Genomic DNA, 16,096 nt, shown 5'->3' with positions numbered 1-16,096 from the left:
ACCTGTTTATCGGTGATAAGTGACGCATCATACCGCAGCCGCAGTATGATGCGTTAAACCCTTTGTAGCTATCCTAACGTGTTCGGCGCCTAGGGTTAAGTTTCTCGTCATAAAGACAGGGATTTTTATACCTATATCTTGGTGTTGCCCGCGATCATAGCGTAATCGCCTGTATCGCTGCTTACTCACTCTCATGTAAGTTTTTACGCTCCCATTCTTCTTGTTCGGCGGCGCGTATTTCGTTTTCGGCATCGATGCGGGTACCGGCGTGTAGCGCATACCACCAGCAGGCAACAAACGGGATTGTTACCACGAGCGAGAAGGGTAACGCAATGACTGAGGCAAGAAGCATGGTGCCTTGAAGCACCCAACCAGCCGAGTATCCCCACGGTTTCATCAGCTTAGCGGGTAGGAATATACACGCACCGGCAAGCACCAAACCTGCAACCCAGATTATAATTTTTACAGTGCTCGGATCGTTGAAATGAAGTCCGAAAACGGCTAGTGTGCCGAAGAAAATCGTGAATGCTTCGAGTACCAAAATGGTGGAAGCAAACATGACTTTCGTAGAACGTGGTTTCTTAACCGTCCCGGGCTTCCATTCCCGTTGAGCGCGTGTCATAAACTGCTTTTTTACCATATGGTCTTAGCTTTCCTCAGGATTATCGGTGCCGTCTGCCAGAGGTAGTCCCAATGAGTCTTCTAACGGGATTTCACGAGGTTCCTCCCCCGCCAGTTCAGCCATAATCTCGCCGAATAGTTCATCGGAATCGGTTTCTGCAGCCTCAGCGAGTTCTTCAGGCTCGGCGTTGCGCTGTGCAGTGGATTCTTGGGCGGGTTGGGCCAGCAGGGTACGCGCCTCCCCAATGACCGTGACCGATCCTGTGACCAACACACCAGCAGACTCCTGCTCAAAGAGGGCGTTCTCCATGGCGGTGGCAAGCGCCTCATCCAAGTGGTCACATACCGTAATAATGTTTTCATCGAAGCCGGCGTCGAGGGCAATCTCTTGAAGTTCTTCCGGGGCAATGGCTCGGGAAGAATCTGAGGCAGAAAGATACAACCGGAATGTGGCATCGGTTGAGTCTACGTATTCTTCACGAAGCACTTCAAAAATACCGAGAGCGTCTTTCTCGCCTAGAATACCGACGACTGCATGCACATGGGACAGTTCAAATGCCTCTTTAAAAGCCGTAGATGCGGCGCGCACCCCATGCGGGTTATGAGCGGCATCAAGCACCACCAAAGGCTCGCTACGAATCATCTCAAGTCGCCCTGGCGAACGTACCTGAGCAAATCCGGCGAGTACTACATCTCGCGCAAGGGCACGATCCCCACCGAAAAATACCTCGACTGCGGCAAGAGCTAATGATGCGTTCTGCCCCTGGTGCTCACCGTGTAGGGGGAGCTCAATATCAGGGTATTCTCCTGCTAAACCTCGGAGAGTCAAAAGCTGCCCGCCGACCGCGCGGTCACGCTCAACCACACCAAATTCAACACCTTCGAAGGCGTACTTGGCGTTTTGCTTACGAGCAGTATCAAGAAGTATGGTCGCTACTTCAGGGTCTTGCGCCGCAGAAATAAGGTATCCGTCGGGTTTAATAATCCCGGCTTTTTCCGTTGCAATCTCAGCCAGGGTATCCCCCAGCATATCGGTATGATCAAGGCCAACGGGTGCCACGACAGAGACAATACCGTCGGCTACATTCGTAGAATCCCATGAACCGCCGATCCCGACTTCTAGAATCACCACGTCCACGGGCTCATCGGCAAAAATAGCGAAAGCAAGCACAGTGATGGACTCAAAGAACGTAAGTTTTGGTTCTCCGCGTGCAGCAAATTCTTCGTCCACAAGAGTGAGGTATGGCAAAATTTCATCCCAAACGCGCACGAACGTGGCATCAGGCACCGGTTCACCGTTAATGCTGATGCGCTCGGTAACGCTTTCGAGATGCGGGCTCGTAAAACGCCCGGTGCGCAGATCATGAGCCAACAAAAGCGATTCAATCATGCGGGCGGTACTGGTTTTACCGTTAGTTCCGGTGATGTGGATGACCGGGGCGGCGCGGTGCACATCCCCGAGGATTTCAACGGCTCGGCGAACCGCATCCAGCCGGGGAGCCATCTTATTTTCGGGGGCGCGTGCCAGCAATTCACCGTAGACGCGTTCAACCCCTTCGGGGTCTGGGATTGCCGGGTAGCTCATCTCGCTCATAGTGTTCTTTCTTTGGATGGTATCAAGCTGTGCGGCACAGCGTCTTTACCAGGATTCTGCCTTATGTACAGATATATGTTTGGGTGTATAGCCGCCCCAGCATGGTACATACCGCGGTGTGTTATATGTGCTGGGGCGGCTTAGCGGCTATATTGTCCCTACTCTATGCTGTCGTCACAGGAGAACAGGTATTATGCCGCCTTCGCGACCGTAATGTTCAGGCTCTCGCCCTCCGTGAGGTCCAGGGAAACCGCCAGGGTCTCGCCAGTGACCAGTTCCTCGTGGGTGCGCAGAGCCTCCAGGGTGTCCTGCGGGGCACTCACCGTTAGGTCAATGCGGTCAGAGACATTCAGCCCGGCATCCTTACGGGCTTGCTGAATAGCGCGAATAGTATCGCGGGCAATACCTTCCGCCACAAGTTCATCGGTTAATTCGATGTTCAGCACTAGGAAACCGCCGGGCAGCACGGCTGCCGCTTCACGCTCGGTACCGTCATCCGAGGATGCTACCACGGTTACCAGCTCATATTCGCCGTCAACTAGTGCAAGCCCACCGTCGATGGCGTCGAAAGCAACGGTCACGGTACCGTCTTCGGCGATTGTCCAATCGCCAGATTTCGATGCCTTAATGGCTGTCTGAACCTGTTTACCAAGGCGAGGACCTGCGGCACGGGCATTCACCTTCAGCTGTTGCGAGATACCGTAGTCGGCAGGGTTAGCGTCTTGTGCATTCACGAGGATAACCTCACGCAGGTTCAGCTCGTCCTTCACAATCTTAGCGAAGTAATCGGCGCCCTTAGCACCGAATGCGGTTTCCAGCTGTGCGAACTGCTCGTCGGCAATGGCCGCCGTGAGCGATTGCAGAGGTTGACGCACACGGATCTTCTTCTCTTTACGCAGAGAAGACCCTACAGAGCATACCGCCCGTACGGTTTCCATGAGCGAAAGCAGCTCAGATTCATCAGCAAAGTCTTCAGCGATAGGCCAGTCGGCAAGATGTACCGAACGCTCGCCGGTCAGGCCACGGTAGATTTCTTCGGTCGTGAGAGGCAGAAGTGACGCCGCTACCTTTGATACCGTCACCAAAGCAGTGTATAGGGTATCGAAGGCATCGGGGTCTTCGTCAAAGAAGCGTTCACGCGAGCGGCGCACATACCAGTTGGTAAGAGCATCAGCATAAAGACGCAGATGCTCGCAGGCACTCCAGATATTGTAAGAGTCCATGTCCGCGGTAACCTGCTGTACCAGCTCCCGGGTTTTACCCAAAATAAAGCGATCCATCACATGCTGCGAATCGTACTTCACCTGTGCCGTATATCCCGCGCCTTTGTTGGCAGCATTCGCATAGAGAGCGAAAAAGTGATAGACGTTCCAGAGCGGAAGCATCACCTGTCGTACCCCTTCACGAATCCCCTGCTCGGTCACAATCAGGTTGCCGCCGCGCAGAATCGGCGATGACATGAGGAACCAGCGCATAGCGTCTGAGCCGTCGCGGTCAAGAACTTCAGAGACATCCGGGTAGTTGCGCAATGACTTTGACATTTTCTGCCCGTCAGAACCAAGCACGATGCCGTGGCTGACAACATTCTTGAAGGCAGGACGGTCAAATAGTGCGGTCGCCAAAATATGCAAAGTGTAGAACCAACCGCGGGTCTGACCAATATACTCAACGATGAAATCCGCCGGATAGTGGTTCTCGAACCAGTCCTTATTCTCGAAGGGATAGTGAACCTGCGCATACGGCATCGACCCGGAGTCAAACCATACGTCCAGCACGTCTTCGACGCGGCGCATCGTAGACTTACCCGTTGGATCATCAGGGTTTGGACGCGTCAGCTCATCAATATAGGGACGGTGCAGATCTGGCTTCCCCTCCTTGTTCAGCGGCAGACGACCGAAGTCAGCTTTGAGTTCTTCGAGCGATCCGTAAACATCAACACGAGGATAATTTGGATCGTCCGAAACCCAAACGGGAATAGGAGAACCCCAGAAACGGTTGCGCGAAATTGACCAGTCGCGAGCGTTCTCAACCCACTTACCAAACTGCCCGTACTTGACATTTTCGGGAATCCAGTTGATCTGCTCGTTCAGCTCAGACATGCGGTCTTTGAACTCGGTCACCTTCACATACCAAGAGGTAATAGCGCGGTAGATAAGAGGATTACGGCAGCGCCAGCAGTGTGGGTAGGAGTGCACATAGGATTTCTCCACGATGAGTGCACCATCTGCCTTGAGAGCATTAATAATGGTGCGGTTTGCCTCGAAAACCTGAACTCCGGCGATACCCGCAAGCGCGGTAGACCCCGAAGGGCTAGGCTGTCCGAATAGGGGAAGGAACTTGGCGCCTTCATCTACCGAAAGCACCACGGGAATATCGTAGGATTCACAAACTTTCTGGTCGTCTTCACCATAGGCGGGTGCCTGATGAACGATACCGGTACCATCGGTGGTACTTACGTAATCGGCAACGAGAATCTGCCATGAGGTTCCTGTGCCCCATTTCTCGGCATCGGCGAAGTAATCCCACAGTGGAGTGTAACGCACACCTTCGAGCTGGGAGCCGGTGTAGCGCGCTGTGATGGCGGCTGCCGCGTCCTCGGCGGGGCTCTCCCCTGCATACCCGAGGTCTTTCGCATAGGTTCCCAGCAGATCAGCGGCAATCAGGAAGCGCCGCCCGCTAAACTCCCTGGCACCGGGAACTACAACGTATTCAATGTCGGGTCCGACGGCGAGCGCCTGGTTGGTGGGTAAGGTCCAGGGAGTGGTGGTCCAGGCAAGCGCCTCAACGCCTGCCAATTCAGCGACAATATTTTTATTGGCAGCGAGCGAGTCGTCCAAGGCGAGGGCAAAAGCTACCGTGACGGTCTGATCCTGGCGATCCTGATAGACGTCGTCATCCATGCGCAGCTCATGGTTCGATAACGGGGTTTCGTCTTTCCAGCAGTACGGCAGAACACGGAACCCTTGGTACGTGAGCCCTTTATCGTAGAGACGCTTGAACGCCCAAATCACGGATTCCATGTACTCAACGTTGAGGGTCTTATAGTCGTTCTCGAAGTCCACCCAACGCGCCTGCCTGGTAACGTATTGTTCCCATTCGTTGGTGTATTTGAGCACGGAGGCGCGCGCGGCATCGTTGAAATTATCGATGCCCATCTCTAGGATTTCTTGTTTATCGGTCATGCCGAGCTGTTTCATGGCTTCAAGCTCGGCAGGCAGACCATGAGTGTCCCAGCCGAAGCGGCGTTCTACTTTATGCCCGCGCTGAGTTTGGTAACGTGCTACAAGGTCTTTCGCGTAACCTGTGAGCAGGTGCCCGTAGTGCGGCAGACCATTTGCAAATGGAGGGCCATCGTAGAAGACGAATTCGTTATCGCCGTGGGGCCCGGCTTCGCGGTTATCGATAGATGCTTGGAAGGTTCCGTCTTTCTTCCAATAGTCGAGTACAGCTTCTTCGAGCTTAGGGAATTTAGGTGATGCGCTTACACCGTAGCCTGAGGCTTCAAACGCGCTCACCTTGGGGTAGATATTTTCTGACATGCAGTGCGCCCTATTTCTGTTCAGATTCCCGCCATTGGGTACGTGAACCGCACCCTTTGCCGAGGATGGACAAACGGGTGCAAGGACGCCTTCATCGTGCGCCCCTCATGGAGCGTATATGCTGGCGCGGTACCACCTTGCTTACTGATACAGACAAACGCACCGACCTCCCCCGGGGCTATGAACTGTTCATCAGGAACGTTCTTACGCCCCCGGAGAGCGGCGCGTTGAGCGAGTATCAGTCGCTTATTAACAGCTGTATCGGGCTTAACCGTCCGGGTCTACTAAGACTGCATCTGTTCCGCTAAGGCGCCCCTCGCCGCAGCGAAAAGGTGGGGTCCCGCAGGTGCGGTCTGTTCTTCCGAATTGCTCGCCGGTGATCGCCGGGTCTTTGCAAACATCTACATTCTATGGGGTTTGCAGCTACGGGTGCAAGCTACAAAAAACCCAATTTTTACCCGCTTTCAGAACCTCTGTGACGCATCTCGGGCGTGTCATAAATGCATGTTTTTACAGATATACTCAATGTTTTCATGCACTTTCAGTTGAATATTAACCCTCGACACTAGATATTGGGGTCATTCTTGCCAGCATCCACTAAATATGCATTTTTACGTGCTCTGTCAACGAAAAAATTTTCGTTTATCTAGCGTTTATACAGCACATGGGACGTCCTGTTTCTCTGAAGAACACGCCCAGAATGCTGTGGGAAAGTTCACGGGTCTCCCCACATCGACTTCCTTCCTCAATGATGCACTTCTGACCTTCCGCACCAGTTCGGCGCCCCCTCTGAAATAAGGGGTTATTGAGTCTGAAAAACATAAATTTTTAACAGAAGCCCCTAGCCCCTGAATGCTCTGCTCGGGTAAGTGTAGCTCGCGTTCTTCATGTGCACGGCAAGCAGAGTCGTCTCGGTTGCTAATTCGGGAAGCCCCAGAATCTCGGAATTCTCCATAGAAAGCAATCCGTTATGTTCTATTAGCAATAACTTTTGGGGTTATGAAACAGAAAACATCTTTGCACAATATTTACACTTCCCTCTAGATAGGAAGAGGTGACGGATTTTAGACTGGATTACATGAAGAAAACCCGCACGCGATCCGCCGGAACACCGCTGTTTATTGGAGCCGCTATCGCAGGTTTATTGCACGCTGCACCCAGCTTTTACTGGATGTGCGGCGGGATGTGGCTGTTAGATACCGTGGGGCCGATGGCTGTCGAACTACAGCAAGAGGGTAACGTTCCGGTGCGGTTTTTACTGGCTGCCGTGTTTATCGCCAAAGTTACGGGCGCACTTGTGCCGCTTATAGACCATCTACGACCGCCTGCGCACGCATGGGTTCGCGTTGTTTCTTGGGTGGGCGTTTTAGTGCTTATAGGCTGGGGCGGCCGTGGAACTTTTGCGGGGTGGCAGCGTGTAGTAACTGGTCAAGCTTCCCTGGATAATCCAATCATCGCGGGGCACACCTACTTATGGAGTCCCCTTTTCCTCATTTGGGGACTGCTGCTGTGTGGGGCGTTATTCGTCTCGCGCGCTCGCCGCCAGAAAGTGCCGTCAACAGGCTAAAGACCACTCGGCATATGACGTTAAGAGATGTTGAAGGCATCTGCCACATCGCTACTACATATAACGTTTTGGGTAGAAATGGAGGATTAAATTCCCTCGGCAGAAAGCTTCTTAATGTATCCGGTTAGTTCAAGGAATGTACAGTCGAGGATTTTTACATAATTATTATCTTCTGGCTCCCCGAAAGTATTCGGGGAGCCAGAAGAATTTTTGAAAATTACTTTAGAGAGTTCTGCGGCTAAAACCGTAAGAGTAATGTAGCTAGGTAGCGGAGGAAGAACTGTTGCCACTTTCAACAAGCTGAGGATATTTTTGCTTCAGATAGGTATTGGTGACATACTTCCAGGACCCACCATCATAGATAGTCACCATATAGATGTTATCCGCTGTATCTGCTGGCTGGTCTGCCACTTCTTCCTTACTAAGGTGTGCTTTATAGGCTTCAAATTTTTCACCATAATTCCAAGCAACAGCCACGATATCGGATTCGAACACTACCGTAGGCCTTTTATCAAGAATCCAACACTTGAGGTCGTACCCTTCCATCCAGCCACCGCCGTTATAAATGTCGCGATACAAGTCAAATTGTGGTCGAAGATTCGGATCATCTTCATGGCTGAGTTTCTTCGCATATTCAGAATTTCCGGTAAGAACCGCGTACAGGAATGATGCCTCATAGGCGGCAAGAGCCTTATATGAGCCTTCCAGGGTCTTCTGGCGTATGGCATTCTCGTCAATATCAGGTTCGGGAACGTTCTTTGCAGGCTCGGTGTTGGTTGCGGGAGTATAACCGCCTTTATCTTTAGTCGGAAGTTTTATGTCTCCCACATATTTATTCCAGTCAGCAACGAACTTTGCGTACTCTTCCGGTGAGGTCGAGTCGCTGGGTGAACTTGTTGACGAAGCGCTAGAGCTTGAAGAGGATGAGCTGTTGCTCGGCGAGTTTTGAACACTCTTGACGGAGGGGGCGCATCCGGCGAGGGCTGCAATCCCAAAAGCCCCAAAACCAATAAGAGTAGCGCGACGTGAAGGAGTAGAGGTGAAAGTGGTGTATGGCGAATTCATTGGTTTTCTCTTTTCAGTATGCGTATGTTTTTGAGTGATTACTCTGCACCGTAACAACCGCGTCTGAAAAGACCCTGAACTTTCGTACCCACAACCTGAGAGTAGCCTAAAAGTTACAGAACAAAATTCTAAGAATTAGACCTGCAGGTAAATATCGCCGTCTCGCACTTCTAGAGGGTACACACCGATCGTATAGTCAGCGCCTGAGACACACTCACCCGTAGTGAGATCGTATACCTCTTTATAAAGAGGCGAGGCGATAGTTGAGTGCCCGTCTTTCTCTCCAACAATGCCGCGAGCAATCACAAGAGACTGACTATTAGGGTCACGATGATCGCATGCATAGTACCCATGCTTAGTTTTAAAGATTGCATACTGCTGACCTTTGACGAGGGCAACTTCGCCCCAATTTTCTTCGAGTTCACTTTCGGGACAGATGCGAACCCAGGAAGGTGCTACGGCGGCATTTTCAGCCATGACGGCTCTACCTTTCGACAGGTGCTATCTATGCAACCGGTCACAGTCAAGAGCTACATATCAAATCAGCATAGACAGAAGGCGGCATACGAGAGCACAAGTATTTCTTGTGTGTTCTATTTGGAGTCTACCCTATAAAAACCACAGATAAAAATATGACATACCTAAGCTACTAAAGGTCTGAAAAACCCTTAAAAACACAGCACTTTAGGGAGTTTAGGCTTACCTAAAACAACAATCCTTAGGGTCAAAAACACCCATTAATCCCTAGATATTTCAAGGAATTTCCTTAAAATTTTTCTCAAAAATACCGATTTTGGCACTTTCGTCGTATAGCCTCTGTGTAAGATAAAAACAGCGACTTTTTACAAGCAAGAATCTGCGCATAAAACAACATAATCCCACACTCTTGTTGTTCTGGCTCAAGGTTTGTTCCCGGTTTTCCTGCATTGCCGGTTCCTAGAGACAGGTCATTCTTTGCTGAAGTCGGTATACACACAACTAGGAAGGACAAATATGTCTCAGAACGGCCCTGGGAACACCGCCCGTAATATTCTGGTCGTCGGTGCAGGACCCGCAGCATGGCGTTTTGTACGCGCTTATCATGAAGGTGCCCAAGACGCTGGACGCGCCTCTGACACCATTACCGTTCTCAATGATGAACCGTATATTCCGTACGACCGCGTTGCTATCGAACAGCTTTTCAAAGATACCGACAAAGACCTTACCCTTGGCGACCCAGCGCTCTGGGACGAGTCCACGATCAACCTGGTTAACAATACCCGTGGCGAATCACTCAACCGTGACTCGCGCGTTGTTAAAGGTTCAGACGGCGTAGACTACCCCTACGATGTGCTTGTATTCGCTACCGGTTCAAGTGCGGTGCGCATTCCGATTCCTAACGCAGATTGCGCCCATGTATTCCGCACCGCAGACGATGTTAAAAACATGGTCTCCGAAGTTGAACGGTTGCAGACTAAACTTGGGCGCGCACCGCGCGGTATTGTTGTCGGCGGAGGCCTTCTCGGGCTGGAAGCCGCAGAAGGTCTCAAAGACCTTGGTGCCGAACCCACCATCCTTGATGTTGCCCCGTGGCTTCTCTCCGTGGAGGTCGATCAGGGCGGCGGTTACGCGGTCAACGCCCAGATCAAAGCAACCGGGATCGACATCGAAACCGGTGCGTTCATATCCGCTATCAACAAAGATGCCTCAGGCGAGGTTATTTCGGTCTCCGTAGCAGATTCCACCTCGGACGAAGCCGTTATTCACCAGATTGATGCAGACCTCGTGGTCTTCGCTGCAGGTATTCGCCCCAACGATGAGCTGGCACGCGCCGCTGGACTAGAGACTGGCGAACGCGGTGGTATACTCGTCAATAATGCATGCCACACAAGCGACGAGCATATCTGGGCTATCGGCGAAGTAGCCTGCGTACTTGGACGAACTTGGGGTCTGGTTGCCCCCGCCAACGCAATGGCGGATGCGGTCGCCAAGAATCTGCTCAACGGCAACGAAGATGCTCAGGTCGAAGAATTCGATATCGCCACGAAACTCAAATTCTCAGGCGTACAGGTTGCAGGCTTCGGTGACCGCCGCGGCACCACGGAAGGCTGCCTCGAAATTCTCTTCGCAGACCCCGCGCGCGGCATGTACCAGAAGATCGTGACCAGCGGCGACGCCAAGACTCTCCTCGGCGGCGTTTTTGTGGGAGACACCGCTCCTTTCGATTCCCTCAAGCCGCTGCTGGGACGAGAACTCCCGGCAGAGCCCAATGTGTATCTCACGGCGGCAGGTGGCGGCGACGGTATTCCCGATACAGAGCTGCCCGACGATGCCATTCTCTGCTCGTGCAACAACATTAGCTTCGGCGAAGTCCGTCAGGCAGTGGTTGACGGCAACCACGACGTACCTGCCCTAAAGGCATGCACCACGGCTGGCACCCAGTGCGGCTCCTGTGTGCCCATGCTACAGAAAACCCTCGAACAGCAGATGAAAAAGATGGGTATGACCGTCTCTAAGGCGCTGTGCGAACACTTCGATTTCTCCCGCGCAGAGCTTGCGGAAGCGGTACGCCTTACCAACCTCGACGACTTCGATTCGGTCATTGCACGCTTTGGGCACGGCGGCGACGGCTGTGCTATCTGCAAACCAACGGTCGCATCCATTCTTTCATCTTTCCGCAATTCCTACGTGCTCGATGCCGGTCGCGGCGGCCTACAGGAAACCAATGATCGTGCTCTGGCAAACATGCAGAAGAACGGTACCTATTCGGTTGTTCCACGCATACCCGCAGGCGAAATTCCCGCTAAGAAACTGGCCGTCATTGCTGCCGTTGCGGATGAGTTCAACCTCTACGTCAAGATCACCGGTGCGCAACGTATCGGTATGTTTGGCGCCCGATTGGAGCAGCTGCCCTACATTTGGGAGCGGCTGGTTGATGCTGGATTCGAGTCCGGTCAGGCATACGGCAAGTCGCTGCGTAACGTTAAATCCTGCCTCGGCTCAACCTGGTGCCGCTACGGTGTTCAAGACTCGGTGGGTATGGCCGTCGAGTTGGAGAATCGCTACCGCGGTCTGCGTTCACCCCACAAGTTCAAGTTTGGTGTCTCCGGCTGTAACCGTGAATGTGCTGAAGCACAGGGCAAAGACGTGGGCTTGATCGCCACCACCAACGGCTGGAACCTATACCTTGGTGGTAACGGCGGCGCGAACCCCGCGCATGGGCGCTTGTTCGTCAAGGATGCCTCCAGTGAAGAAGTTGTTCGTTACATCGACCGCTACCTCATGTACTACATCCGCACAGCGGATAAGCTACAGCGTACTGCCCGATGGCTCGAAGACCTTGACGAAGAGCACGGTGATGGTTTGGCTCATCTGCAATCCGTACTCATCGAAGATTCTTTGGGAGTCTGCGAGGATCTGGAACGAGATATGCAGCGCCACGTGGATTCTTACCAGGACGAATGGGCTGCCACACTCAAAGACGAACGCCGTCTGCGCCGCTTCCGCGCCTTCATCAACGAGCCCGATGGCAGCGATGAGGCAGCGCACATGTTTGTTCTTGAACGTGAGCAGATCCGCCCAGCAACACCCGAGGAAATTGCTGCCGCCGAGAAGGGCGAAGGCAATACCGTGCTGGTGACGGGAGCGAAAATCCCAGTCGGTCCACCCAGCGCGCATAATCCTGTTCCAGCGAACGCCTAAGGACCCGCCCATGTCACCTAAAATTCCGCCGTTTCCACCGCGCGAATTTGCGACGATAGATGAGGTTCTAGCCAATATTCCGGCGGGTGTTGCTCAAGACGCGCCCCTAGTTCCAAGCTCCCGGGCAGATGTACCCGGTAAGGTGTACATCGCCGGGGGCGGTCCCGGTGCTCTCGATTTGCTGACTCTACGTGCCGTTCGAGCGCTCGGTGAAGCCGATGTCGTGCTGCTAGATCATTTAGCTCCACAAGAGCTTGCCGAATACGCTCCAAACGCCCTGATCATTGACGTGGGCAAAGTACCCGGTAAGCATGCGGTGCCGCAGTCACGCATCCAGCAACTCATGATTGACTATGCACTCGCGGGCAAAACCGTGGTGCGGCTCAAAGGCGGCGATCCATATGTATACGGTCGCGGTGCTGAGGAGCTAGATGCTTGTTTTGCAGCCGGACTGGATGCTGAGGTTATTCCGGGCATTACTAGCGCTATTGCGGTGCCTGCCCGCGCTTCTATCCCCGTGACTCTGCGTAAAGTATCGTCGATCTTTACTGTAGTTTCGGGCCATTCGGGGCTTGATGAAACCGATATACAAGCTGTTGTTTCAACGTTGCGCGCTCATGGTACCGTGGTGCTTCTGATGGGTGTGCGTACTCTGCCGGATACTATCGAGCAGATAATGTTGCGCGGTGTTGAAAGCGATATGCCGTTGGCCACCATTGAGAAGGGCTTCACGGACCAAGAGCGCGTTATCGTCACGACCTTGCAGCAAGCTCCTCAAGACTGCCAAGACGTTAAATCACCTGCTATTACAGTCATTGGTGAGGTCGTCTATTATGCACGCGACGATCGGCATCAGTTCATCAGTCATGTACATGAACGGCTGCGTGAGCAATCCACGTCTTGAGTTCTCTGCCGCTCAGAAACTTGCTCCATAGTGGATTGATTATCCGCTAATTCTGGCGCATACAACGTGGCTTCCGTCTTCGTTTTCCTAGTTGTCGAAGGCGGAAGCCATTTTATATGCTTGACCGTATTTGAGTATTATTCGGTAGCGGCGACCAACGCCTCGTCAAGACGAGATAGAGCGCACTGAGCAATAATGCGTGCGGAGGCAATATCGTGAGAGGATACCAACGGTGCAGCCACTATAGTTGAAGCGCTAACCGCCTCGATATCACGTCTCATCTTTTTGGCAAAAAATCCATCTGCAAGCAGGTACGGGGACGCGAACCTTGGTTGCTCTTGACGAGCTATATCAATTATTGTCGGCTCAATTGCTGCGATAAAAGCGTTTCTGGTAGGTGTGTGAAGAACTTCTGCGAGCAAATCGGCGGCGCGCTGCATATCTGCTCGCCCATCTTGGCGGGATGAACCTGCAGCCCCTTGAACAATCGGTGGTGCGGCAGAACCGGTAGCTATTTTTTCATGCCATCCAATTTCCTCAAGCCGAGTTCGCTGAAGATGGGCAAGTCGCGCATCCGGCCCCAGAGAGGCAGCAATATGAATATCTTTAACTCCGCTGGTACGTGCAGCGCGCCTTAGATCAACCTGGGTGTGAAATCCTGTGGACAGTAGAACCGGCACAATAACACAAGGCTCGCCATCCGGTAAGGCTTGAGCGGCTTCATCTACACTCGGTGTCTGCACGTCTACATAAGCTTCGTGAACTTTATATTCTCGCCCGTCAGACGTGCTTCGTTCATGAAGTAGCTTTTGAAGCTCGGCGCGCACGAGGGCAATCGCTTGGCGCCCTTCTGAAGAGTCAGTACCGTGAGAGGTCGCAAGAATATTGAGAACAGACATAGCTCAAGTGTACGCGTCTGAAGAACCCGACTCACCTATAAAGGTAATTACCACCTTATAGAAGGGCATAAAGAATGGGTACCCGTACGATGCGGGCACCCATCCTTTGTACCTATTCACAACACACGGAATTCGTGTGCTTCCCTATGTGATAACCTGCGGACTACCGCAGAGGTTCTTATACGTTGTCTTTCTTACGACGACGAGCCGCAACGAGAGCGGTACCTGCCACCAGCGTTGAGCCGCCAAGCGTCGTGAAGAGTACAACACCGTCAGCACCGGTACGAGCCAGGTTACGCTTATTAGCTGAGGTCGTAGCTGCAGAGCTCAAGTTACTGTGCGCATTACCAGTATTGGCGTCCGGTTCAGCTTGTACTGCATCGCCTTCTGCAGATCCGTTCAGAGCAGCTGCACCGCCTTGTCCGCCGTTGTTGTGTCCAGCCTTCTTAGCGCCGGGGCGGGTTGCGGCGACGTTGGCATTGTTATCCTCACCACCGGGTGCCGGGTGCGAGTCATCAGAAACCATCGCTACTGTGTATGCCTGTACATGTTCTTCACCCTTGGGATTGCTAATCGCGACGATACCGTATGAGTACCCTGGACGCAGCTTTGCAGCTTCGACTTCCAGCTGTGCAGTGAAAGAACCATCAACAATTTCTGAGGGTTTCACAAAGACGCTCTTGATGGCTTCGCCTTGTGCTTTACCTTCGCTATCCAATTCGAAGATAGTAACTTCAACGCCTTCTGAGACGTGTTCGCCGGTAAAACCAGTACCCCGGACTACAACGACGTTAGTTGCTGCATCTCCAGAGAAGTGTGCGCTATCGACACGCAGCGAAGCCTTATTCGCTACATCCATTGTGGTTTCTTCTGCAGGCGATGCAGGGGCAGGAGCTGAAGGAGTTGCGGAGGGGTTAGCAGATGCGGTCTCTGAAGCTTCAGCAGATGCACTGGAGGGGGCTGCACTAGCTGATTCAGACGCGCTGGAAGCCTCGCTCTTCGCTATATCAGTGGATGCGCTCGGTGTGGGAGCCGCGGACTCTTGAGGTTTGGGAGTTACTGTCTCTATAGGCTTAGGCGCCTGGGTATTCTCGGTTTGCGCCGGTGCGGCAGTCGAGGCGTCCTTCTTACTAGAATCCTGAGGAGCCGGGACCTCACTCGTTACAGTATGAGCAACGCGGCGCTGCTTGAGCTCAACGATGGTACCTGCTACAAGGTGATCTTTACCGCCGGGGTTACTGACAGCAACAATTGCATAGCTCTTATTGCCTTTCAGTCTGCTTGAGCTGACGTTCACAGTGGCGGTAGCAGTACCATCAATGAGTTCTTGGGCAGAGACACGACCGGTTGCAAGAGGGGCGCCTACAGGGCGGCCTTGAGCATTTACTTCCTGAATGCGAACCTCTATAGAGCTACCAACGCGCGGACCGTAGAAACCACTGACACGCACGGTGAAAGGGCTAAATTCGTTATCGGTGTAGATAGTGGCAGAATCAACAGAAACCTTAGGAGCGTTCTGGCGCCCCTCTGAGGTTTCATCACCCTCATTCTCAACCCCGATAACCTTTGTGCCGGGAGTAGCCTTTGAGGTTTTCTCGGTCTGTTCTGGAACGGCAGAGGTTTCAGATGGTTTAGCTTCAGGGGTTGAGGCTGAATCAGTCTCAGAGGCGGTCGGAGATTCGGATTTTACCGGTTTTTCCTGTTCAGGCACCTGTGTAGAGGCCGCAGAAGCGGTTTCCTGAGCACCTGCCGGTTGAGCAGATGCGCTGGATTTTGCCCAAGGGATAGTCTGAAGCGGCAATGAGGAATTCTCATGCGTCGATTCAGTAGCGGAGGTATCTGAACCGGTCGAACTACCTGCTTCAGATGCAAAAGTAGCAGGAACATAGCTTAACGTTCCTGCTGTAATAACGGTCGCGGCGGCGAGTGCGTAGACACGGGTTGACTTCTTTGGAGCCATGTTTCCCTCTTTGAAGTTATGTGAGTTGAGCTACTGCATATTTCTGTGATGTGAGTGCCAGATTCAGTTACTCATTGACCCATCTCAATTTATCGGTGACGCCCTAACACTAGCATTCGTGAGGGGCTTGCAATGAGAAACTGTACCACCACCCCAAAAGTGTTACCAAATATTTATTTTTACCATTACTTAATCCACGTTAAAATCAGACCAATAGCGCATATATTACGAATATTGGGGGTAAACCTCAGGTTCCCCTTGAAGGA

The 16,096-nt window shown here is 52.7% G+C and carries 10 protein-coding genes; 3 read left to right on the top strand and 7 right to left on the bottom strand.

The window, feature by feature from the left end:
* Positions 1-181: 181 nt before the first annotated feature.
* The 3 genes from HMPREF3016_RS09060 to ileS all read right to left on the bottom strand — a co-directional run bounded on the left by HMPREF3016_RS09060 (position 182) and on the right by ileS (position 5,754).
* Positions 182-622: a DUF4233 domain-containing protein gene (locus tag HMPREF3016_RS09060; RefSeq protein ID WP_239653040.1), complete on the bottom strand. Its 441-nt coding sequence runs from the start codon at positions 620-622 to the stop codon at positions 182-184.
* 24 nt (positions 623-646) lie between these two features.
* Positions 647-2,215 carry a bifunctional folylpolyglutamate synthase/dihydrofolate synthase gene (locus tag HMPREF3016_RS09055; protein WP_070741762.1) on the bottom strand — a complete coding sequence of 523 codons (1,569 nt, stop codon included), beginning with the start codon at positions 2,213-2,215 and terminating at the stop codon, positions 647-649.
* 191 nt (positions 2,216-2,406) lie between these two features.
* Positions 2,407-5,754, bottom strand: a complete 3,348-nt coding sequence (ileS, locus tag HMPREF3016_RS09050) for an isoleucine--tRNA ligase (protein WP_070741759.1) — start codon at positions 5,752-5,754, stop codon at positions 2,407-2,409.
* 1,054 nt (positions 5,755-6,808) lie between these two features.
* Between ileS and HMPREF3016_RS09045 the strand changes: the two genes are divergently transcribed.
* Positions 6,809-7,321 carry a DUF3995 domain-containing protein gene (locus HMPREF3016_RS09045; protein WP_246828530.1) on the top strand — a complete coding sequence of 171 codons (513 nt, stop codon included), beginning with the start codon at positions 6,809-6,811 and terminating at the stop codon, positions 7,319-7,321.
* A gap of 261 nt (positions 7,322-7,582) precedes the next feature.
* Here HMPREF3016_RS09045 and HMPREF3016_RS09040 read toward each other — a convergent pair whose 3' ends face one another.
* Complete coding sequence (locus HMPREF3016_RS09040; RefSeq protein ID WP_070741750.1) at positions 7,583-8,386, bottom strand: DUF6318 family protein; 804 nt, start codon at positions 8,384-8,386, stop codon at positions 7,583-7,585.
* Between the two features lie 135 nt (positions 8,387-8,521).
* A complete protein-coding gene (gene nirD, locus HMPREF3016_RS09035) occupies positions 8,522-8,863 on the bottom strand; it encodes a nitrite reductase small subunit NirD (RefSeq protein WP_070448485.1) in 342 nt (113 codons plus the stop codon).
* A gap of 516 nt (positions 8,864-9,379) precedes the next feature.
* Here nirD and nirB point away from each other — a divergent pair.
* Positions 9,380-12,067 (top strand): nitrite reductase large subunit NirB, encoded by a 2,688-nt coding sequence (nirB, locus tag HMPREF3016_RS09030; protein ID WP_070741747.1) that lies wholly within the window; start codon positions 9,380-9,382, stop codon positions 12,065-12,067.
* Positions 12,068-12,077: 10 nt separating this feature from the next.
* Complete coding sequence (cobA, locus tag HMPREF3016_RS09025; protein ID WP_070534422.1) at positions 12,078-12,971, top strand: uroporphyrinogen-III C-methyltransferase; 894 nt, start codon at positions 12,078-12,080, stop codon at positions 12,969-12,971.
* A gap of 137 nt (positions 12,972-13,108) precedes the next feature.
* Here cobA and HMPREF3016_RS09020 read toward each other — a convergent pair whose 3' ends face one another.
* Both HMPREF3016_RS09020 and HMPREF3016_RS09015 read right to left on the bottom strand, forming a co-directional pair.
* Complete coding sequence (locus tag HMPREF3016_RS09020; protein ID WP_070534423.1) at positions 13,109-13,870, bottom strand: sirohydrochlorin chelatase; 762 nt, start codon at positions 13,868-13,870, stop codon at positions 13,109-13,111.
* Positions 13,871-14,048: 178 nt separating this feature from the next.
* Positions 14,049-15,830: an LPXTG cell wall anchor domain-containing protein gene (locus HMPREF3016_RS09015; RefSeq protein WP_070741744.1), complete on the bottom strand. Its 1,782-nt coding sequence runs from the start codon at positions 15,828-15,830 to the stop codon at positions 14,049-14,051.
* Positions 15,831-16,096: the final 266 nt, after the last annotated feature.

The organism is Rothia sp. HMSC065D02 (assembly GCF_001815285.1).
GTDB classification, from domain to species: domain Bacteria; phylum Actinomycetota; class Actinomycetes; order Actinomycetales; family Micrococcaceae; genus Rothia; species Rothia dentocariosa.
This window is presented reverse-complemented; position numbering and strand designations above follow the sequence as displayed.